General features: G+C 60.9%; 16 protein-coding genes. 6 read left to right on the top strand and 10 right to left on the bottom strand.

Annotated features, from left to right (window positions below; all coding sequences use genetic code 11):
* Positions 1-93 precede the first annotated feature (93 nt).
* The 4 genes from CKW26_RS25225 to CKW26_RS25210 are packed head-to-tail and all read right to left on the bottom strand — an operon-like array spanning position 94 to position 2,728.
* Positions 94-1,440 (bottom strand): sensor histidine kinase, encoded by a 1,347-nt coding sequence (locus tag CKW26_RS25225; protein WP_095050578.1) that lies wholly within the window; start codon positions 1,438-1,440, stop codon positions 94-96.
* Positions 1,437-2,105, bottom strand: a complete 669-nt coding sequence (locus CKW26_RS25220; protein WP_038362523.1) for a response regulator transcription factor — start codon at positions 2,103-2,105, stop codon at positions 1,437-1,439. Before CKW26_RS25220 ends, CKW26_RS25225 begins: the two co-directional genes overlap by 4 nt.
* 3 nt (positions 2,106-2,108) lie before the next feature.
* Positions 2,109-2,420, bottom strand: a complete 312-nt coding sequence (locus tag CKW26_RS25215) for a PepSY domain-containing protein (protein WP_095050577.1) — start codon at positions 2,418-2,420, stop codon at positions 2,109-2,111.
* A complete protein-coding gene (locus tag CKW26_RS25210) occupies positions 2,420-2,728 on the bottom strand; it encodes a PepSY domain-containing protein (protein ID WP_095050576.1) in 309 nt (102 codons plus the stop codon). Before CKW26_RS25210 ends, CKW26_RS25215 begins: the two co-directional genes overlap by 1 nt.
* 186 nt (positions 2,729-2,914) lie before the next feature.
* Between CKW26_RS25210 and CKW26_RS25205 the strand changes: the two genes are divergently transcribed.
* From CKW26_RS25205 to codA, 5 genes are all read left to right on the top strand, one after another.
* Positions 2,915-3,994, top strand: a complete 1,080-nt coding sequence (locus CKW26_RS25205; RefSeq protein WP_095050575.1) for a hypothetical protein — start codon at positions 2,915-2,917, stop codon at positions 3,992-3,994.
* Between the two features lie 85 nt (positions 3,995-4,079).
* Complete coding sequence (gene queD, locus CKW26_RS25200) at positions 4,080-4,436, top strand: 6-carboxytetrahydropterin synthase QueD (RefSeq protein WP_007915588.1); 357 nt, start codon at positions 4,080-4,082, stop codon at positions 4,434-4,436.
* Between the two features lie 200 nt (positions 4,437-4,636).
* The gene (locus CKW26_RS25195) at positions 4,637-5,449 is read left to right on the top strand and encodes an alpha/beta fold hydrolase (protein ID WP_095050574.1); all 813 of its coding nucleotides are present in this window, start codon (positions 4,637-4,639) and stop codon (positions 5,447-5,449) included.
* A gap of 298 nt (positions 5,450-5,747) precedes the next feature.
* Positions 5,748-7,019: a cytosine permease gene (gene codB / locus CKW26_RS25190; protein ID WP_095050573.1), complete on the top strand. Its 1,272-nt coding sequence runs from the start codon at positions 5,748-5,750 to the stop codon at positions 7,017-7,019.
* Positions 7,020-7,033: 14 nt separating this feature from the next.
* Positions 7,034-8,281, top strand: a complete 1,248-nt coding sequence (gene codA / locus CKW26_RS25185) for a cytosine deaminase (RefSeq protein ID WP_095050572.1) — start codon at positions 7,034-7,036, stop codon at positions 8,279-8,281.
* 264 nt (positions 8,282-8,545) lie between these two features.
* On the opposite strand, the gene CKW26_RS25180 is transcribed toward codA, so the two are convergent.
* The gene (locus CKW26_RS25180) at positions 8,546-9,526 is read right to left on the bottom strand and encodes a diaminopimelate epimerase (protein WP_095050571.1); all 981 of its coding nucleotides are present in this window, start codon (positions 9,524-9,526) and stop codon (positions 8,546-8,548) included.
* 283 nt (positions 9,527-9,809) lie between these two features.
* Between CKW26_RS25180 and CKW26_RS25175 the strand changes: the two genes are divergently transcribed.
* Complete coding sequence (locus CKW26_RS25175; protein WP_095050570.1) at positions 9,810-10,961, top strand: MFS transporter; 1,152 nt, start codon at positions 9,810-9,812, stop codon at positions 10,959-10,961.
* An 88-nt stretch (positions 10,962-11,049) separates the two neighbouring features.
* Here the strand turns inward: CKW26_RS25175 and CKW26_RS25170 are convergent, their stop codons facing one another.
* The 5 genes from CKW26_RS25170 to CKW26_RS25150 all read right to left on the bottom strand — a co-directional run bounded on the left by CKW26_RS25170 (position 11,050) and on the right by CKW26_RS25150 (position 20,247).
* On the bottom strand, positions 11,050-13,476 hold the full coding sequence (locus CKW26_RS25170) for a TonB-dependent receptor (protein ID WP_095050569.1): 2,427 nt from the start codon (positions 13,474-13,476) through the stop codon (positions 11,050-11,052).
* A 98-nt stretch (positions 13,477-13,574) separates the two neighbouring features.
* Positions 13,575-14,558, bottom strand: coding sequence for a FecR family protein (locus tag CKW26_RS25165; protein ID WP_095050568.1), 984 nt, complete (start codon positions 14,556-14,558; stop codon positions 13,575-13,577).
* Positions 14,559-14,598: 40 nt separating this feature from the next.
* On the bottom strand, positions 14,599-15,090 hold the full coding sequence (locus CKW26_RS25160) for a sigma-70 family RNA polymerase sigma factor (RefSeq protein WP_095050567.1): 492 nt from the start codon (positions 15,088-15,090) through the stop codon (positions 14,599-14,601).
* Between the two features lie 104 nt (positions 15,091-15,194).
* The gene (locus CKW26_RS25155) at positions 15,195-15,572 is read right to left on the bottom strand and encodes a cytochrome c (protein ID WP_095050566.1); all 378 of its coding nucleotides are present in this window, start codon (positions 15,570-15,572) and stop codon (positions 15,195-15,197) included.
* Positions 15,573-15,777: 205 nt separating this feature from the next.
* The gene (locus CKW26_RS25150) at positions 15,778-20,247 is read right to left on the bottom strand and encodes a hemagglutinin repeat-containing protein (protein ID WP_095050565.1); all 4,470 of its coding nucleotides are present in this window, start codon (positions 20,245-20,247) and stop codon (positions 15,778-15,780) included.
* Positions 20,248-20,324 lie beyond the last annotated feature (77 nt).

Here is a 20,324-nt window from a genome sequence, read left to right as displayed (position 1 = left end):
CCATTATTACAATCGGATCAGGCTGCACAGTCACAATGGCTACCGAACTCCGGTGGACATGGAGGCCCTGGCGGCATGAAAAAGGGTAAAACCCTATAACCGTGTCCAGTATCGTTTGACCAGATCACACCGCCGAGGCAACTCGATCACCACTTTCAACCCGCCCCACTCACTCTCGCCCAACACCAGCAACCCGCCCCACGTATCGACGATGTCGCGCACAATCCCCAGCCCCAACCCATGCCCGTGGGTCTGCTCATCCAGCCGCGTACCGCGACTGAATACCTGAGCGCGCTGTTCCTCGGGAATCCCCGGGCCGTCATCTTCCACGCTCAGGGCGAATCCATCCGTACGTTCAATCACACTCAGACGCACCTCGGCGTCCGCCCACTTGCAGGCGTTATCCAGAAGATTCCCCAACAGTTCGAGCAAATCCTCGCGATCCCACGGCAGTTGCAACCCCGCTGGCGCGACATAACTCAGCGCCAAATGCTCGCCATGAATCATATTCAACGTCGCCAACAACCCCGGCAGCTCCGCATCGCAATCAAACAGCGCCCCCGGCAGTGCATCACCGGACAGCCGCGCACGGTTCAACTCGCGATTGAGCCGTTGCTGCACCTGCTCCAGCTGTTCCTTGAGCACCTTGCGCAACTCGGGATGCGCATCGAGTTTTTCACTGGCGGCCAGGCTCAACAACACCGCCAAAGGCGTTTTCAATGCATGCCCGAGATTGCCCAAGGCATTGCGTGAACGCTTGAGGCTGTCTTCAGTGTGCGCGAGCAAATGGTTGATCTGCGCCACCAGCGGTTCCAGTTCCACCGGCACCTGATCATCGAGTTGCGAACGCTGGCCCTGCTGCAATTGCGCGATCTGCTCACGAGCCCTTTCCAGCGGTTTCAGCGCGCGGCGCACGGTCAATCGCTGCAAGAACAGAATCAGTAACAATGCCGCCAGACCGAGGCCGAGGCCGATCTGGCGCATGCGCTGAAAGCTCTCGCGCACGGGGGTGTAATCCTGCGCGACGCTGATCGAAATCGACTGGCCCAGGCGCCGATAATCCGAGCGCAGCACCAGCAACTGCTGACCGTCCGGCCCCAGTTGCAGATTGCTGTGCAACCCGGGATGGTCGAGCAGCGGCAGGTCCTGATCCCACAACGAGCGTGAACGCCAGTGGCTGTCGGCAAAATCGATACGGAAGTAGTGCCCGGAAAACGGCCGCTGGTAGGCCGGGGACAGATGTCTTTCATCCAGTTGCAGCCCTTGTGGGCCACGGACCAGCGCCACCAATAGGCTCTCGCTGTCGTTGCGCAGGCCGGCTTCGAGGTAGCGCTGCAAACCCACTTCGAACAACCACAGACTGGTTTGCGCCACCACCACACCGACGACCACCATCACGCTGATCAAACCCAGGCTCAAGCGGCGCTGGATCGACCTCACGAAGCCTGCCCGCCGAACAGGTAACCCTGGCCGCGACGGGTTTCTATCACGCTTTTGCCGAGCTTGCGCCGCAGGTGATTGACGTGCACTTCGAGGACGTTGGAATCGCGCTCGGTTTCACCGTCGTAGAGGTGTTCGGCGAGATGGCTTTTGGAGAGAATCTGCTCCGGGTGCAGCATAAAATAACGCAGCAGACGGAACTCGGCGGCGGTCAGTTGAATATCGGCGCCGTCGCGCACCACGCACTGGCGGCCCTCGTCCAGATGCAGACCGGCCGCCTGCAATGTCGGCTGATTGGCCTGGCCTTTGGAGCGGCGCAGCAGCGATTGAATGCGCAGCTGCAGCTCTTCGGGGTGGAACGGTTTGGTCAGGTAATCATCGGCGCCGGCCTTCAGACCTTCGATGCGCTCGGCCCAGGAATCACGCGCGGTGAGAATCAATACCGGAATCGCCAGACCGCCGGCGCGCCACTGCGCCAACACCTCAAGCCCCGGCACACCCGGCAGGCCGAGGTCGAGAATGATCAGGTCATAGGGCTCGCTACTGCCCTGATACAACGCATCACGACCGTCCGCCAGCCAATCGACCGCGTAACCTTGTCGTTGCAGGCTGGCGAGCAATTCGTCGGCCAGCGGTACGTGGTCTTCCACCAAAAGCAAACGCATCGATCAATCTTCCTTGTCTTTCACAAGTTCGCCGGTATCGGCCTTCAAGTGCAGCTCACGGGCGACACCTTCGACGGTCAGCAACTCGACTTCATAAATATAGACGTCGTGTTTTTCTTCCAGCTCGACTTCCAGCAGTTTTGCGCCGGGATAGCGATCCAGCGCCTGCTGCAGCACTTGCTCCAGCGGCAGGATCACGCCCTTCTCACGCAGACTCAGGGCTTCGTCCTGATCGAGGTCACGCGCCATCGCGGCCGAGCAGAAAATCACCAGCGCCAATGCCGTACGGCTGGTGGCGCGAACATTAACCTTCATTACTTATCCTGATGATCCTTGAGAACCTGCCCAGTCACCGCGTCTAATTCCAGATCCCAATCGACGCCCTGCGGATCGCGCATTTCGATCTGGTAGCTGTACTTGCCGTACTCTTCTTCCAGCTCGGTTTCAGTGATCGTCGAACCCGGGTGTTTGGCCAACGCGGTGGCGTTGAGCTTCTCGAAGGAGACGATAGTACCAGCGTCGCGCAGACGCAGGGCTTCGTCAGGGCCGAGATCGCGGGCATGGGCAAGGCTGGCAGTGAAACCGATAATCGAGGCAATGGACAGGGCAGTCAGGGTTTTCATGGTGTCTCCATATTTTTATGTGTTGCATACGGTGGGCACCTTAGCGGGATGAACTTAACTGAAACTGAATTGCCATCATTGCTCCCGCTCAATACATATCCCCGTGTAGGAGCTGCCGAAGGCTGCTCCTACAGGATTTTGTAACATGTGCTTATAATTGTTCGCTTGCTAACGATCGAGACCGGTATGACCGCCATCCACATCAAATTCCCCGCCCTCACCCTCAAAGCCGGCCCACGCGCCATGGCGCGCATTCGTGCCCAAGGCTTGAATGCCGCCGACGTCGGCACCCTGCCCGGCGCTGCCGGTGGGCCGAAGGCGTTGGGGATTCAGGGGCTGGATCTGGCGCTGTTCGGTGAATGGCTGCCCAGCGCGCCGCGCGAGCGTTCGCTGATCGGCGCCTCGGTCGGTTCCTGGCGCTTCGCCAGTGCCTGCCTGCCGGACGCCGCCGAAGGCATCCGGCGTCTCGGCCATCTGTACGCCGAGCAGAACTTCAACAAAGGCGTGACCATGGCCGAGATCAGTCAGAGCTCGCAGCGCATGCTCCATGACCTGCTCGACGGCCGCGACGCGAGCATCCTCGACAACGCGCATTACCGCCTGAACATCATGGTGGTGAAAAGTCAGGGGCGCCTGGCTGATGACCATCGCGGTCGCCTGGGTCTGGCGCTGGGTTCGGTGATCGCCGACAACTTGCGCGGCCGCGCGCGCCTGTCGCGACACTTCGAACGCTTGATCATCCACGACCCACGCCTGGCCCCGCCGGTGAATGCGCTGAACGACTTCCCGTCGCGCTTCGTCGCCCTGAATGCCAGCAACCTGCGTCAGGCCTTGCTCGCCTCGGGTTCGATCCCGATGGTCATGGAAGGTGTACGGGATTTGCCGGGCGCCGGTGCTGGCACTTTCCGCGATGGTGGTCTGCTCGATTATCACCTCGACCTGCCCTACAGCGGTGACGGCATCGTGCTCTATCCGCACTTCACCGACCGGGTCATTCCGGGCTGGTTCGACAAGACCCTGCCGTGGCGCAAGGCCTCGGTGGAGCGCTTGCAGGACGTGCTGCTGCTCGCGCCGTCGAAGGAATATCTGGCGCGCCTGCCCTACGGCAAATTGCCTGACCGCAACGACTTCAAGCGCTTTATGGGCGATGCAGCGAGCCGGCAGAAATACTGGCACGCAGCGATGGACGAGAGCCGCCGCTTGGGCGATGAATTTCTTGAACTGACTGCCAATGGTCGCCTCGCCGAGCGCTTGCTGACCCTTTAGTCAGCACGGTCAAACACAAGCTGATAAACTCGCCGCCTGCCCGAATCGCTGCGGCGAACGCCATCTGAACAGAGCCGAAAATACTGTGGAAATCTTCAAGGAATTTACTTTCGAATCCGCCCACCGCCTGCCGCACGTCCCGGACGGCCACAAGTGCGGGCGTCTGCACGGTCACTCGTTCAAAGTGGCGCTTCACCTCAGCGGCGACCTCGATCCGCACACCGGCTGGATCCGCGACTTCTCTGAAATCAAGGCGATCTTCAAGCCGCTGTACGAGCGTCTCGATCACAACTACCTGAACGACATTCCCGGTCTGGAAAACCCGACCAGCGAAGTACTGGCCAAATTCATCTGGAATGAAATGAAGCCGTTGCTGCCGGAACTGAGCGCGATCCGTATTCACGAGACCTGCACCAGCGGTTGCATCTATCGCGGTGAGTAACTTCTGAAACCCAGATACTCCTGTGGGAGCGAGCCTGCTTGCGAAAGCGGTGTGTCAGCCGACATTGATATCGACTGACACACCGCTTTCGCGAGCAGGCTCGCTCCCACAAGGAAACAGTGATTTGCCAGAGAACAGCCTTCACGGCTGTTTTTTTACGCCTATGCTTTTTGGCTCCCACCCGCCAAGAGGACAGGCCCATGACAGACTGGCTGCTGGATCAGGTCTTTGACTTCAACGGCCGACAGGTCCGCTATGCCGTGCGCGGCGATGGCCCGCCGCTGGTGTTCGTGCATGGCACGCCGTTTTCGTCATACGTGTGGCATCGGATCGCACCGCACTTTTTCGCCACGCATCGGGTGCATTACTTCGATCTGCTGGGCTACGGGCGCTCCGAGCAACCGGACGCCGATGTCTCCCTCGGTGTGCAAAATCACCTGCTGACGCAACTGCTCGATCACTGGAATCTGCAACGCCCTGACGTCGTCGCCCACGACTTCGGCGGCGCCACCGTGCTGCGCGCACATCTGCTCAACGGCAGGGATTACCGCAGCCTGACCCTGATTGATCCGGTCGCGCTGACACCATGGGGTTCGCCATTCGTGCAGCATGTGCGTCAGCATGAAGCGGCGTTTAGTGGCATCCCCGACTACATTCAGCGCGCCATCGTGCCGACCTATATTCGCGGGGCGATTCACCGGGATATCCCCGACGACGAACTCGCACCCTATGTGCAGCCGTGGCTTGGCGATCCGGGGCAAGCGGCGTTCTATCGGCAGATTGCGCAGATGGATGAGCGCTATACCCGAGAAGCAGAAAGCCTGTATCCAACGATCCGCTGCCCGGTACAGATTCTCTGGGGCGAGCAGGATCAGTGGATTCCCATCGAGCGTGGCCGCGCGTTACATCAAATGATCCCGGGGTCACGATTCCACCCGATTGCCAACGCCGGACACCTCGTCCAGGAAGACGCCCCCGAAGCCATCGTCGCCGCCCTGCTGCGCTTCCTCTGACCTTGATCGTTCCCACGCTCTGCGTGGGAATGCCTCAACGGACGCTCCGCGTTCGGCTTTGAAGTGGGGCGCGGAGCGTCCCGGGCAGCATTCCCACGCAGAGCTTGGGAACGATCAAAAACAAGATCAAAAGATCGCAGCCTTCGGCAGCTCCTACATTGGGGCTCCGGTGTATTCAGGTGCACTGTTTTCGCGCTTGCCGACGCGACTCGTCTATACATAACCCGCGCCATCCGGCATTTGGCACGACCACTGCAACCCTCCCCCGCGTCTCCTCCACTCCAGCAAGGACCGCCCCATGACGCAGAACGATCCCGGCAACGATTACCCCCTCAGCGAAGTCCCCATGCATGCACGCAAAGGCCTGGCCTCGACGGCGATGGTGCTGCTCGGTTTCACATTTTTCACCGCGACCATGTTTGCCGGCGGTAAGCTCGGCGTGGCGTTCAGTTTCGCCGAGATGATGGCGGTGATCGTCGTCGGCAATTTGTTACTCGGTTTGTATGCGGCGGGCCTGGGTTACATCGCCTTCAAAAGCGGCCTCAACTCAGTGCTGATGGGGCGCTTCTGCTTCGGCGAAGTTGGCAGCAAGCTCAGCGACCTGATCCTCGGTTTCACCCAGATCGGCTGGTACGCCTGGGGCACGGCGACGGCTGCCGTGGTGATCGGTAAATATTTCAATCTCGACGAAAGTACGGTGCTCGGCCTGATGGTGCTGTTCGGTCTGCTGTTCTGCGCCACGGCCTACGTCGGTTATCGCGGACTGGAGATTCTGTCTTACATCGCGGTGCCGGCGATGATGTTGCTACTGATGCTGTCGATGTGGGTGGCGACGGTGAAAGTCGGCGGTTTCGAAGGTTTGCTCAGCGTCGTCCCGACAGGTTCGCTGGACTGGTCGACGGCGATTACTCTGGTGTTCGGCACCTTCGTCAGCGGCGCCACGCAGGCGACCAACTGGACACGCTTCTCGCGCTCGGCGCGGGTGGCGGTGCTGGCCAGCCTGATCGGTTTCTTCATCGGCAATGGCCTGATGGTGCTGATCGGTGCGTATGGCGCCATCGTCTACCAACAACCCGACGTGGTTGAAGTGCTGCTGTTACAAGGTTTCGCCATGGCCGCGATGGCCATGTTGTTGCTGAACATCTGGAGCACCCAGGACAATACCATCTACAACTTCGCCGTCGCTGGTTGCAATCTGCTGCGCACCGGCCGACGTAAAACCGTGACCCTCGCCGGTGCGGTGATCGGCACTCTGCTCGCACTGCTGGGCATGTACGACATGCTGGTGCCTTACCTGATTCTGCTCGGCACGGTGATTCCACCGATTGGCGGGGTGATCATGGCGGACTTCTTCTTCCGTTGGCGCGGGTGTTATCCGCGCCTGGCCGACGCACGGTTACCGGCGTTCAACTGGCCGGGACTCGGGGCCTATGCGGTCGGCACCGTCGCCGCGTTCAGCTCGCCGTGGGTCGCGCCGCTGGTAGGGATCGCTGCTGCCGCGCTAACGTATGTCATCGTCACCGGCGTACTCGGCGCTCGCAGCGCGACCGCGCCACTACAAGACTTATAAAAAGGACTCGCCTGATGCACATCATCAACGCCCGTTTGCGCAACCAGGAAGGTTTGCACGAATTGCACCTTGAAGACGGTCTGATCCGCAGCATCGCCCGGCAGACCGAAGCGCCGACCCTTGGCCCGGATGACCTCGATGCCGGCGGCAATCTGGTGGTGCCGCCCTTCGTCGAACCGCACATTCACCTCGACGCCACGCTGACCGCTGGCGAGCCGCGCTGGAACATGAGCGGCACATTGTTCGAAGGCATCGAGTGCTGGGGCGAGCGCAAGGTCACCATCACCGAAGAAGACACCAAGACCCGCGCGAAGAAAACCATTCAGGCCCTGGCCGCCCACGGCATCCAGCACGTGCGCACCCACGTCGACGTCACCGACCCGCAACTCACCGCGCTCAAAGCCATGCTCGAAGTGCGCGAGGAGAGCCGTCACCTTATCGACCTGCAAATCGTCGCGTTCCCGCAGGAAGGCATCGAGTCGTTCCGCAATGGCCGCGAGCTGATGGAAGAGGCGATTCGCATGGGCGCCGACGTGGTCGGCGGGATTCCGCATTTCGAATACACCCGCGATCAGGGCGTGAGTTCGGTGAAGTTCCTGATGGACCTGGCCGAGCGCACCGGTTGCCTGGTCGACGTGCATTGCGACGAGACCGACGACCCGCATTCGCGCTTCCTCGAAGTGCTCGCCGAAGAAGCGCGCAGCCGCGACATGGGCGCGCTGGTCACCGCTAGCCACACCACGGCGATGGGTTCCTACGACAACGCCTACTGCGCCAAACTGTTCCGTTTACTCGGCCACTCCGGGATCAGTTTTGTCTCCTGCCCGACCGAGAGCATTCACCTGCAAGGGCGCTTCGACAACTTTCCCAAACGCCGTGGCGTGACCCGCGTGAATGAGCTGCTCGAAGCCGGCATGAACGTGTGTTTCGGTCAGGATTCCATCGTCGACCCGTGGTATCCGCTGGGCAACGGCAACATTCTGCGAGTGCTTGAGGCGGGGCTGCATATTTGCCACATGCTCGGTTACCGCAACCTGCAAAGTGCGCTGGATCTGGTCACCGACAACAGCGCCAAAGCCATGCACTTGGGTGAGCGTTACGGCCTGGAACAGGGGCGTCCGGCGAATCTGCTGATTCTGTCGGCGGACAGCGATTACGAGGTAATTCGTAGTCAGGGGCTGCCGTTGTATTCGATTCGTGGCGGCAAGGTGTTGATGAAGCGGCAGATGCCGGTGGTGGAATTCAGTACCGCGCTGAGCTGAGACTTGTGTTGAGGCCGATGGCCCCATCGCTGGCAAGCCAGACTCCCACAGGGTTTGATGCTGAACACAAAACTGAGTACAGCCACTATCCACTGTAGGAGTGAGCCTGCTCGCGATAGCGGTGTATCAGGCGATATTATGTTGAATGTATTTCCGCTATCGCGAGCAGGCTCACTCCTACAGGGTTATGTGTTTGAACATACTATTTGTGTTCACCACAAAACCCTGTGGGAGTCTGGCTTGCCAGCGATGGCGGTTTTGAATTCAGCCCATCAGCCGCGCCGTACCAAACAATCTGACCCGCACTAATTCTCCGTCCGCCTCTTCCAGCAAAATCGGCGCCGTGCCACCGGGCATGACCACTTGCACTTCTCCCGCCGCGACCCAACCCACTCGCCACGCCGCGCAAGCCACCGCACTGGCGCTGGTCCCGGATGAAGCCGTCGGCCCTTCGCCACGCTCGAACACCCGGGCGAGGATTCGCTGCGGCGACTCCAGCACCGCCCATTGCAGATTGACGCCCGCCGGGCACGGATCACCGCCACCGGTGGGCATGGCGTAGGCGATTGCAGTCAACCCTTCGCTCAGGGGGGATTCACGCATCGGCTCGTTGCTCGGCAACGCCGCTTCGTCGGCGAGCAGGGTTACGCAATGCGGGTTGCCGATGCGCACGAACTGGCTGTGCGCCCACTCGCAATCAAGTTGTGCCAAGGGCGCGACGTGGCTCACGTCCCGACCGTTGAACTGAAGGCTCTCAACCACCTGCGCGCCCACGGCATCCGGCCCGAATCGCGGTTGGCCGAGATCAAGCCAGAAACCTTCAACGCCTTCGACTTCGGCCGGTTTCACCGAGGTCTCCACGGCGTCACCCTTGTCGTGATGCACGCGCAACAACGCGCCCTCCTCCGGCATCAAGCCTCGCTCGGTCAGCGCCTGCGAGAAAATCGTCAGGCCGTTGCCACTGCGCTCGGCGAGGGTGCCGTCGGTGTTGACGATCAGCACGTCGAATGGCGGCGACGTCTGGAACGGTCCGATCAGCAGGCCGTCACTGCGGTGGGATTTGCTGTTTGCCGGGCGCTGGCCTTCGGGCCAGTCACAGCAGAGTTTGATTGCTGCTTCGCTCCAGGACTGACGCGACGAGGCGCATCCGGACGCGCTGGCAGGTAAATCAACGCCCGCCTCGCGTAATTCGGTGGGCGAGATCACGCCATAGATATTGCCGCGTGCATCGTAGAATTGCGTCATCAGTGTTTGCCCCTGTCGCCGAAGAAGGCCACTGTAAAACGCAATCCCTTGTGGGAGCGAGCCTGCTCGCGAATGCAGTGTGTCAGTCGATATATTTTTCAGCTGACACTGCGCCTGCGCGAGCAGGCTCGCTCCCACAGGGGGATGTCCATGACCGCTTATTGGTGAGTCTCTGTTCCCACAGGGTAGGATGTTGTCTGTACTTCCCCGAATGGCCGGCGATCGAACCTCGTCGCTGAATCAATGTCCTTCGGGGACGCGATGTTTTTTGCCAAGGATCGATATGACCAGCCTCAACCCCCAAGACACCTTCGTCCCCGGACGCCTGCAACAGATGTCCACGCGCATCGCCTTTTTCATCGCTGGGCTCGGCATCGCCGCGTGGGCGCCCTTGGTGCCGTACGCCAAGGCCCGCGCCGGACTGGATGAAGGCACGTTGGGGTTGTTGCTGTTGTGCCTCGGCGTCGGTTCGATTCTGGCGATGCCGCTGGCGGGGATTCTGGCCACACGGTTTGGCTGTCGGCGCGTCGCTACCGGCGGCACCTTGTTGATCTGCGCGGCGCTGCCGTTGCTGGCTACGGTGTCGTCGATACCGGCGTTGATCGCCACGCTGTTCATGTTCGGCGCCGGCCTGGGCACGGTGGATTCGACGGTGAACCTGCAAGCGGTGATCGTCGAGCGCGCCAGCGGCAAGAACATGATGTCGGGTTTCCACGGCTTGTTCAGTCTCGGCGGGATTGTCGGCGCGGCGGGTGTCAGTGCCTTGCTCGGCCTGGGTTTGACGCCACTGGCCGCCATGCTGGTGGTGGTTGTCATGCTGATCGCGGCATTGTTCAAATGCGTGCCGCACATGCTGCCCTACGGCAGTGAAAGCTCCGGACCGGCATTCGCCATCCCTCACGGCATCGTGCTGTTTATCGGCGGGATGTGCTTCATCGTGTTCCTGACTGAAGGCGCGGCGCTGGACTGGAGTGCGGTGTTTCTGGCGCAGGAACGCGGGATCGACACGGCGTACGCAGGGCTGGGTTATGCGGCGTTTGCATTGACCATGACGGCCGGACGTTTGCTGGGTGACCGGATTGTGCGGATGGTCGGTGCAACACGGATCATTTTGTTTGGTGGTCTGTTGGCAGCGGCCGGCCTGTTTCTGGCGACATTCGCGCCAAGCTGGGAAGCGGCGCTGGTCGGTTACGCGTTGGTCGGCGCTGGTTGCTCGAACATCGTGCCAGTGCTGTACACGGCAGTGGGCAAGCAAACGGTGATGCCGGAGAGCATCGCGGTGCCGGCCATTACCACGCTGGGTTATGCAGGGATTCTGGCCGGGCCGGCGGTGATCGGCTTTGTAGCGCATGCCAGCAGTTTGAGCTTTGCCTTTGGCTTGATGGCGGTGCTGTTGGTGGCAGTGGCCATCGGCGGCAAAGTCCTGAAAGTCTGAAGCAAAAGATCGCAGCCTGCGGCAGCTCCTACAGGAACGCATTCCAATGTAGGAGCTGCCGCAGGCTGCGATCTTTTGATCTTATGCTTTAGAAGCCGACACTGGCCTGCACAAAGAACGTGCGCGGCGCGCCGACATACATCCCCGAGTTGTTGTCGCTGGAACGGGTGAAGTACTGCTTGTCGAAGACGTTCTTCACCCCGGCGCCCAGTTTCAAATTCGACACCTGCGGCCCGAAGTCATAACCCCCACGCACGTTCCAGGTCACGTAACCCGGGATGTCGCCATATTGCCCATCTGCCGTGCCATCGGTGATGTAGTTGCCGTTGAAACTGCCGTCGGCGTTGACACCGGTGCCCGGCGAGCGCTGTTTCGACTGAGCGAAACCGTCGATGTTGTAGGTCCAGCGGTTGATGTCGTAACGCAACCCGACGGTCGCCACCTGCCGCGAATAGAACGGCAGATCACGGCCCTTGAAGCCCGGAATCTCACCTTCGTAGGTCGCACGGGTGTAGGTGAAACCAGCGTTGGCGGTCAAACCGTCTAGACGTGGATCGAGCGCCGCCATGTCGTAATGCACCGACGCTTCAAGGCCCTGGTGCTTGGTCGCGCCGAGATTCGTCCAGCCGACATCGTTGCTGATGTATTGCAGCTCGTCATCGAAGTCGATGTAGAACAGCGTCACTTCCCCGCCCCACACATCGTCGTTGTAGCGCGTGCCGATTTCGTAGGTCTTGGCCTTTTCCGGCTCCAGACCGTTGGCGGTCTGATCCCCCGAACCACCCTGGCCGAGCTGGAAATACTGCAGGCTGCCGAACGAAGTTTCGTAGTTGGCGAACAGTTTCCAGGCGTCCGACAGGTGATACATCACGCTCAGCGCCGGCAACGGTTCGTTGCTCTCGATGCTGCGGTTTTTCGCCTGCACCGGTTTACCGGCCGTGTCGAGCACGGCGCGGTCATGCCAGTCGGTGCTGATGTGTTCGAAGCGAATGCCCGGGGTGATGGTCCAGTTGCCGACGTCGATCTTGTTGTCGAGGTAGACCGAATTGGCCTCGGTGCCGCCCGTGCGGTCCTGGAACACATGGCCGTCGGAGGTCGGCGTGAGCACCGGCTGGTTGTTGACCAGCGCCACACGGCTCGACGATTCGTGCATCGCCTCTTTCAGGTAGCGATAACCGACGCTGACTTCCTGCGTGGTCGGGCCGACATCGAAGACCCGCGACACCCGTGGCTCGATACCCAGGGTGTAGTAGGAGCGCGGATAGGAGCTGAGGGTTTTCTGGTCGCGGGCGGCGATGGTGCTGCCACGGAAACTGTCGGTGTAATAGGTGAGGATTTCCGCTTGGGTGCGTTCGTCGATCTGGCGGATCCACTTGAACGACACGTCTTTGCGCCGACCGGTGAACTGGTCGTAATCACGCACCGAGTCGTACGGTTTGGCGTCGTACTGCTTCTGCGTCAGACCGCCGGGCATGTCGGCCGTGGCGTCGTAGTAGTGGAAGTTGAGGCTGAAATCGTCCTGATCGGTCGGCGCCCAGTGCGTCTTGAGCAACACGTCGTCGATGTCGTTGCCGTTGTTGCGCTCGCGGTAACCGTTACCGTTGACGCCGGAATACAGCAACGCCACGCCCATGCCATTGTCGGCGGTGCCGCCGAGGAACGCGGTGTCGATGTGTTTCCAGCCACCGTACTGGGTGGTTTCCAGGGTGGTGCCGATTTCGCCGGTGGCTTTTTCCGGGATCGCCCGGGTGACGAAGTTGATCACGCCGCCGACGTTTTGCGGCCCATAACGCACCGAGCCGGCGCCGCGTACCACGTCGATGCTGTCAAGATTGCCCGAGGAAATCGGCGCCATAGACAGTTGCGGCTGGCCGTATGGGGCAAACGCCGCCGGCACGCCATCGATCAGCACGGTGGAGCGCGGCGACAGACGCGAAGTCAGACCGCGCACGCCGACATTGAGGGAAATGTCACTGCCGCCGGTGCCGTTGGAGTCCTGCACCTGCACGCCCGGCACACGCTTGAGCACGTCACTGACGTTCATTGCGCCCTGTTCAACCATCGCTTCGCGGCGGATCACCGTGCGCGCGCCGGGGTGGTTCTGCACCACGGCGGCGTTGGCATCGCCTAGCCAGTCACCGACCACTTTGATGTCGGTCACGCCCAGTTCCAACGGGCCGTTGCTGGCGGTGGAGGTTGCGGCAGGCGACAGCGTCACCGAACCTTCGTTGATCTGATAATCCAGACCACTGCCCTGCAGCAATTGGCGCAGCGCCTGCTCCGGGGAGATATCACCATCGACCGCCGGGGCCTGTTTGCCGGCGACCAGATCCGGGCTGAAAAACACTTGCAGCGATGTCTGCTGGCCCAGTTCGCTCAGGGCCTGGCCCAGTGGCTGCGCACGGATATGAATGGCTTCACCGGCGAACGCCAGCGGCATGCCAGCGTTGACCGCCAGCGCAAGAGCCAGCGGCAGCCAAGGGGATTTTTTGTTGTTGGCAGGGGTGTTCTTCACGTCGTACGTAGTCCTGTGAATCGCAAGAGTGTGCGGCTGTTAATGCAAACCAGTTGCAGTTGTACAGGAAGACGCTGAACTCGAAAAAAACCTGAATTTTATTTTGAGATTATTTCCTGACTGCCATCGGCAAGGGTGCGAACGGCCACCGGCAGGATGCTCGGCAAGGCTTTGAGCAAGGCATCGGTGTTGTCGGATTTGAACACGCTGGTCAGACGCAGACTGGCCACTGCCGGGTTGGCAACAGTCAGCGGCTTCTCACGATAACGCGACACTTCGGCGGCGACTTCGCTGAGGCTGGCGTTGTTGAACACCAGTTTGCCACCGCGCCACGCCGTCAGCTCTGCCGGGTTGACCGCATAGGCGGCGGCGACCTGGCCTTGTGCATCGACATGGGTGCCGAGGCCGGCAGTCAGGCTGATGAATTGATTATCCGGCGCATCGCGCCCCTGCACTTTCACCGTGCCCTGCTCCACCGCCACGCGGGTCTGCGTAACATCGCGGCGCACATCGAAACGCGTGCCGGTGACCGTGACCTTGCCGCTGCCGGCCTCGACCACGAACGGTCGCGAGGTGTCGTGCGCGACGCTGAACATCGCCTCACCTTCGGCCAACTCGATGACGCGACGATTCTTTTCGTAACGCACCTGCAAGCGGCTGCGGCTGTTCAGATCGATCAACGAGCCGTCCGGCAGCGCCACGTGTTTGCGTTCGCCTAGCGCCGTGGCGAACTCGGCGCTGTAGCCGCCCGGATGATTCAAACCACTGAACAGTCCCAGCCCGAGCGCAACAGCCAGCACACTGGCGGCCACCGCATAACGCAACAACGGACGGCGTTGACGACGGTTCGGCGGGGTTTCAGCAAGGGTTTTTAGCCGTGGCGACGGGAGCAGATCGGCTGCCGACCACAAGCCTTGCAGCAACTGAAATTCGTCACGGTGCTGCGAATGTTGATTCAGCCAGGCATCAAAGCGCTGCTGCTCGTCAGCACTGACGGCCGGCTCCTGTAAACGCACAAACCAGCGAGCCGCATCATCGCGCACCGTTGTTTGCCCGCACGCGCAAGCACGCGTCTCCATCATGGAATGTCCTGTTGGGCTGAAGATGAAAGGGGGCAGCGGCTCATGACTGCAACCCGTCCAGTCGATCACGCAGATGGCGCAGGGTGCGGATCATATACTTTTCCACCATGTTCTTGGACAGCCCCAGGCGTTCGGCGATTTCCGCCTGAGTCAGGCCTTCGATCTTCTGCCAGACGAAAATTTTGCGGCAGTTGATCGGCAATTCAGCGAGCGCCCGTTCGATGGAATCGGCCAACTGGATCGCACGCATGTAATGCTCAGGGTCGCCGATTGACGACTCACTGTGATCGATGTCCTGCGACTCCATAGCGCCGCGCCGATCCTCACGCCGATAACCGTCGACCGCAATATTGCGCGCGGTCTGGTGCAAATACGCCCGTGGCTGCTGCACCGCCGCCGAATCGGACTCAAGCACCCGCACAAAGGTGTCGTGCGCCAGATCCTCGGCCTGCGCGCGATTGCGCAGGCGACGAGTCCAGGTGCCGATCAACTCTTCGTAGTGCTCGAAAAAGCCGGGTCTGCGGGGACGCATGGGGGTTTTGGCGGCGTGCTGAGGAAAGGGGCATGAATAGTAATGCTTCCTATTAAGGCGAAGCAATGGATTCCTCGACCGACCGTCCGGGTCACCTGTGCAGCTCAGCGTTTTATCGAAATCACCCCACTCATGTATTCATGGAGATCACGCAGATCCTTAACACTCCAGGCGTGCGGCGGTATTTTTACCCCGTTTTCCTTTAGCGTTTTCGGTATCAGGTTGCCGTTTGGGCGAAGGATGATCGACGACACAATCACGCCCGGGTATTCATTCAGGCGTTTTTTGAACGCGGAGGTTGTCAGGTCAGGTGTGGGCGGATTGCTTTTGTGCGCCAGCGGCCCGGTGCCCTTTATATCGGCGCCGTGGCACACAGCGCAGCGCTGCGAATAGAGATTTTTGCCGTTGCTGTTATCCGCGAAGGACACGGATGTTTGAGTGATCAGCAAAGTCCCGAGTAAAACGGCGGATGCTATTTTCATTGTTTGCCTCCATGGCATTTAAGAGGCGCAAGATAGTCGAGTTTTAACGCCCGGCGCAAAACCAAAGTGGGAGCGAGTCTGCTCGCGAAGGCGGTACATAAGTCACTCATTGCATTGACTGGATGGACGCTTTCGCGAGCAGGCTCGCTCCCACAGGGTTTGGTGGTGGATGCGGGTTCAAGTGCATCCATCACTGGCCAGTGAGTCAGCCTTTTTCGTCGATCCCGGCTTGCAGGGTCTGGGTGTCCAGATGCCCGCTAAGGGTAACCGGCCCGACTTTCAGGTTGCCGTTTTCCAGGGAAACCTTCGGTGCGTTTTCCTCAGCTTTATGCGGCAGATCCAGGCCTGCCTTCACGTCATAATCGCGGTTGCTCAGATCAGCACTGCTGACCTTCGAACCACCCAGATCGACCTTCCCTTGCGTCGCCGAAATCCGCGCGCCGGTCAGTTGTGTCGCGCCGCCAACTGCGAGGTTCACGCCTTGGCTGGCACTGATCCCGGACGCCTGCGCCACGCTGTTCTTGTGCGCATATTCCCCCTGCGCGTTCAGCGTCGGCTTGTAGTCGGTGCCGGCGAGCTTCTCTTTTTCGCTCGGTGGATTTTTCTTCGCGGTCAGGCCCAGATCGACATCGACCTTGGCGTGGTTGCTCGAGTCTTGACGGCTCTCGACGGTCAAATCACCCGCGACCTTGCCGCTGACAGTTTTCGCGTCGATCCGCGCACCCGCCAGCTGTGCATCAGCGGCGCTGTTCAACACCACGCGGTCAGCCTTGATCTGGCTGTTCTGCTGGGTGCTGCCTTGCAAGTAATCCACACCGACTTTCGCCCCAGCATTGAAACCGTGATCGCTGCTGGCCTTCTCATCTGCGGCGGTCGGGGTTTTGCTGCTCAGGTTGCCGCCGGCGTTGAGCGCGACATTCCAGTTATTGCGGTGGTCGGTGGACTGCGCCGATTCCTGCACATAGCCGCCCTTCTGCGCGTCGATGCTGACGGTCGGTGCGCTGACTTGCGTGCCTTGCAGGTGAATCGAATCACCGCTCAAGACGATGCCGTTCTGGCTGTTGAGTTGGCCACCGGTGAGGGTCTGCGACTGCTCGTGGACCCGACCGATATTGAAATTGCCGCTCAGATTGCCGCCCTGATCACGACTCTTCTCGCTGCTGGTTTTGCTGCCGCCGCCCTTCAAACCACCGCCGAGATTACTGCCGCTGGCGGTGTGGGTGTCGGTGGCTGCTTGCAGATCAAGTTTGCCGTCGGCGTGCAGATCGATGGCGCCAGCGCTGTCGATTTTCGTGCCTTGCTGCAGCTGATTGCCGCCGCTGCTCAACTGCACCGGACCGTTGCCGCTGATGCTCGCAACGTGAGCCTGGGTATCAGTGCTTTGCTTGCCGGTGTGATCGAGCTGGAAACCGGCGCCGAGGTCGACGTTGGTGCCATCGGTGCCCGGCAAGGTGCCGACCGTCAGCGAGCCATTGCCGCGCAGGCTGCTGTCATTGTTGCTCTGGCGGTCGTTGGCCTGATTCAGCGCCAGATCACCGCCGGTGTTGATGCTCACACCGCCCTGCCCGCCGTCGAAACGGCTGCCTTCGAACTGCGCATCACCGCCGATCTTGATGTTCACACCCTGGCTGCCGGCATAAGCGCCGACGACGGCGGTGGAACTGTCCTTGCTCGACGCACTGCTGCCACCCGCGCCGCTGCCAGCGACGTTCACGTCTTCACCGGTCTTGGTGTAGACGCGCACGTCGACCTTGGCATCCACCGCGTTAGCGCTGCTGTTGTGCGTGTTGCTCGCAGCGTCGGCAAGCAGTTTGTCAGCGCTGATGTTCACTTGGCCGGCGCTGGCGTTGTACTGGGTGCCTTGGTCGTGCAGCGTGCCGGTGGTTTTCACATCAACAGTGCCGCCGTCAAATCGGCTGACCACAGCGTTGCTGCTTTGCTCGGTTTTGCTGGCGCTGCCGTGACCCACCGCAACGTCGATACCGACGTTCGGCTGACCGAGATTGGCCAGCGAGTCCTTGTCCGGCACCTTGCCGTTGAGCACGTCTTTGACCGCGCCCGCGATCGGCCGGGCGATGTCCTTGTACTCGACGTTGGCGCCGATGTCCGCCGACCAGTTGCTCTCGCTATGCGTGCTGCTGTCAGTGTTGCTGGCCGCACGGTTGTCGATCTCGTTGGCGGCGACGTTCAGACCGTTGCCGGCCTTGAGTTGTGCACCTTCGGTAGCGAGTTTGTCGGCATTGATCGTCAGGCCGCCGCTGCTCTGCACACTGGTGGATCGCGCGGTGGTTTTGCTGGTGGAATCCTGAGCCGTGCTGTGGGCGAAATCGACGCCGCTGCCAGCACGGTCGAGGCCGCCGGTGTAGTAGAAACCACCGCCGGTGCTGGAGGTATCGGTCGAAGTTTTATGGCTGTCTGCTTCCGCGAGCAACGAGACGTTTTTGCCGCTCAGCGTGGTATCGCCAGCAGTGGATTTCACTTGCGCGCCTTTGAGCGTCACGTCACCGCCCGCCTTCACCTGCACACTGCCGCCGCTGAGGCTGGAGCCCTGATGGGTGACGTCGTTGCTAGTGACGGTTTGCTGTTTGTCTTCGTAGTGAATCCCGGCGCGATACTGCTCTGGCGTTTGCTCTTTGGCGTACGCATCGAAGCCACGGGTTTGCGTGGTGTCAGTGCTGTCGTGAGTGTTCTGTGCAGAGTGCACATTGACGTCGCCTGCCGCGTCGGCTGTCAGCGCACCGTCAGCCTTGACCGTCGAGCCAGCCACCTCGATGTCCTTGGCGCTCTTGAGCTCGAGGTTGCTGTCGGACACCAGTTCACTGCGCACGGTGCTGCTGTCCTGGCTGTTCTGCCGCGACTCGTCCTTGGTGATGCCGAAGAACTTGCTGTCCTTGTCGTGGTTGTTGCTGTGCGAGGAGTCCTGCACGCCGTCGATGATCAGCGAACCTTTATCGCTGATCACGCTGGCGTCGGTGCCGCCACGCACCTGGCTGCCGCTGATGCGCACATCGTCAGCCTTGACGATCAGTTTGCCGCTGGCGTTGATTTTGCTGCCCTGATGCTGGGTCTTGCCCTTGTCGGCATCGCCGGTCTTGCCGAAGAAACCACCGCCGACCAAATCACCCGAATAGCGATTGTCGCTGCTGCGATTAGTCCGTGTGGCGGTGGCGATTTCCACTTGTTTGCCGGCCAGTTGCAGGTCGCCGGCGCTGCTCAACTCAGCGCCTTCGGAGCGCAACAGCGCGGCGGTTTGCAGGGCGATATTGCCAGCCTTCAACTGGCTGGTGACGCTGCGCTGTTCTTCGCTGCTGCTGTTCCAGTCGGCTTTCCACAGGTGTTTGCGGTGGTTGCCTTGATCGGTCTGCGTATGGCTTTCGGTAGCGGCAGTCAGGCGCAGATCACCAGCGCTTTGCACGCTCAGATTATTCGCGGCTTCGACTTTCGCGGCTTTCAGTTCGGTGTCTTTGCCGGACGACAACTTGGCGTCGCGGCTGGCAATAATCTGGCTGCCGTGCTGACGCGATTCGCTGTCGGTCTGGGTGCGATCGTAAGTTTCCCAGGTAATGCCGATGGTGCTGTTGTTCCAATTTTCGCGTTTTTCCTGAAGCTTGCGGCTTTCGACGGTGGACAAAGTCAGGTTGCGTTTGGCGTCGAGCGTGACGTCACGACCAGCGACGTCGGTGGCGGCCAACGTCAGATCCTTGCCGCTGTGCAAGCCGACGTCGCCCTGACTACTGCGGATACCGGCGCGGGTCACGTCGAGGCTGTTGGCCACGGCCTCACCGCTGACACTGAGGTCACCGGCCGAACGAATCTGCACGCCGTCACGCCCGGCGACTTGTACCGCGCCCACCCGCACGCCCGCGCCTTCGGCGGTGCTGACAATATTGATGCGACCGGCCTGCATCGCGCCGAACAGGCTGGCGTCGATGCGTTGATCAGACGTGTTGCCCGCCGGATCCACGGTTTTCACCTGACCGCTGGCGTAATCCACCTGATTGCGTCCCACCGTGAGGTTCAATTGATCACGCGCAGTGATCGCGCCCTGACTGTCGATACGCGGCGCGATGAGGTTGATCGAGCCCTCGCCGTTGCGCAGGCCACCGCCCTGAATCTGCAACTGACCGCTGGCATCGCGGCTGTTCAGACTTTGCAGTTTGCCGTCATTCAATTCCGGGCGACCGACCACCAGATTGGCATTCGGCGTATTGATGAAACTACCGCCATTGACCGAGATGCCGTTGGGGTTGGCCAGCACATAATCGGCTGCGCGGCCGAAGATTTCCTGCGCACCGTTGATCGCGGACGGGTTGCGACTGATCACTTCGTTGAGGATCACGCTCGCCGCCTGCCCTTGCAATTGCGGGTTAGCCGCCAGTTGCCCGGCCAGTTGCGATTGCCCGGCCTGCAAGGCGTTGTTCAGCACCAGGCCTTGGCGGTCGACGTTGTAGTCGAGGAACTGGTTGTGCGACAGGCCCGAACCGTTGGGCGCGACGATGTTGACGATGGGCACACCGCCCTGGGTCTGCAATTGCGCGGTGCCGCCGGGTCCCGGTGCGACCACGACACCGCCGGCGAGCGCGCTCGGCAGGTGCACGGCGAAGAACAGGCTGGCAATCGCCCAGCGCAATTTACCCCGAGGGGAAAGATGAAATGCAAAGGTGTGTGCTGGCATAAAAACGTCTCCATGTGAGTACGGCATCACGTCGCGCGTTTAGTCTTTGGCCGTGGCTGACGCGCTCAGATCCGACG

Origin of the sequence: Pseudomonas sp. Irchel s3h9, from assembly GCF_900187475.1 — a bacterium.
GTDB classification, from domain to species: domain Bacteria; phylum Pseudomonadota; class Gammaproteobacteria; order Pseudomonadales; family Pseudomonadaceae; genus Aquipseudomonas; species Aquipseudomonas neuropathica.
The sequence above is the reverse complement of the archived record's forward strand: the minus strand, read 5'-3'. Positions and strand labels throughout refer to the sequence as shown.

Bases quoted from the DNA above. Each gene is read 5' to 3' on its own strand.
- CKW26_RS25220 (WP_038362523.1), bottom strand. From the start codon at position 2,105: ATGCGTTTGCTTTTGGTGGAAGACCACGTACCGCTGGCCGACGAATTG.
- CKW26_RS25215 (WP_095050577.1), bottom strand. From the start codon at position 2,420: ATGAAGGTTAATGTTCGCGCCACCAGCCGTACGGCATTGGCGCTGGTG.
- CKW26_RS25210 (WP_095050576.1), bottom strand. From the start codon at position 2,728: ATGAAAACCCTGACTGCCCTGTCCATTGCCTCGATTATCGGTTTCACT.
- CKW26_RS25205 (WP_095050575.1), top strand. From the start codon at position 2,915: ATGACCGCCATCCACATCAAATTCCCCGCCCTCACCCTCAAAGCCGGC.
- CKW26_RS25195 (WP_095050574.1), top strand. From the start codon at position 4,637: ATGACAGACTGGCTGCTGGATCAGGTCTTTGACTTCAACGGCCGACAG.
- codB (WP_095050573.1), top strand. From the start codon at position 5,748: ATGACGCAGAACGATCCCGGCAACGATTACCCCCTCAGCGAAGTCCCC.
- codA (WP_095050572.1), top strand. From the start codon at position 7,034: ATGCACATCATCAACGCCCGTTTGCGCAACCAGGAAGGTTTGCACGAA.
- CKW26_RS25180 (WP_095050571.1), bottom strand. From the start codon at position 9,526: ATGACGCAATTCTACGATGCACGCGGCAATATCTATGGCGTGATCTCG.
- CKW26_RS25175 (WP_095050570.1), top strand. From the start codon at position 9,810: ATGACCAGCCTCAACCCCCAAGACACCTTCGTCCCCGGACGCCTGCAA.
- CKW26_RS25165 (WP_095050568.1), bottom strand. From the start codon at position 14,558: ATGATGGAGACGCGTGCTTGCGCGTGCGGGCAAACAACGGTGCGCGAT.
- CKW26_RS25160 (WP_095050567.1), bottom strand. From the start codon at position 15,090: ATGCGTCCCCGCAGACCCGGCTTTTTCGAGCACTACGAAGAGTTGATC.
- CKW26_RS25155 (WP_095050566.1), bottom strand. From the start codon at position 15,572: ATGAAAATAGCATCCGCCGTTTTACTCGGGACTTTGCTGATCACTCAA.
- CKW26_RS25150 (WP_095050565.1), bottom strand. From the start codon at position 20,247: ATGCCAGCACACACCTTTGCATTTCATCTTTCCCCTCGGGGTAAATTG.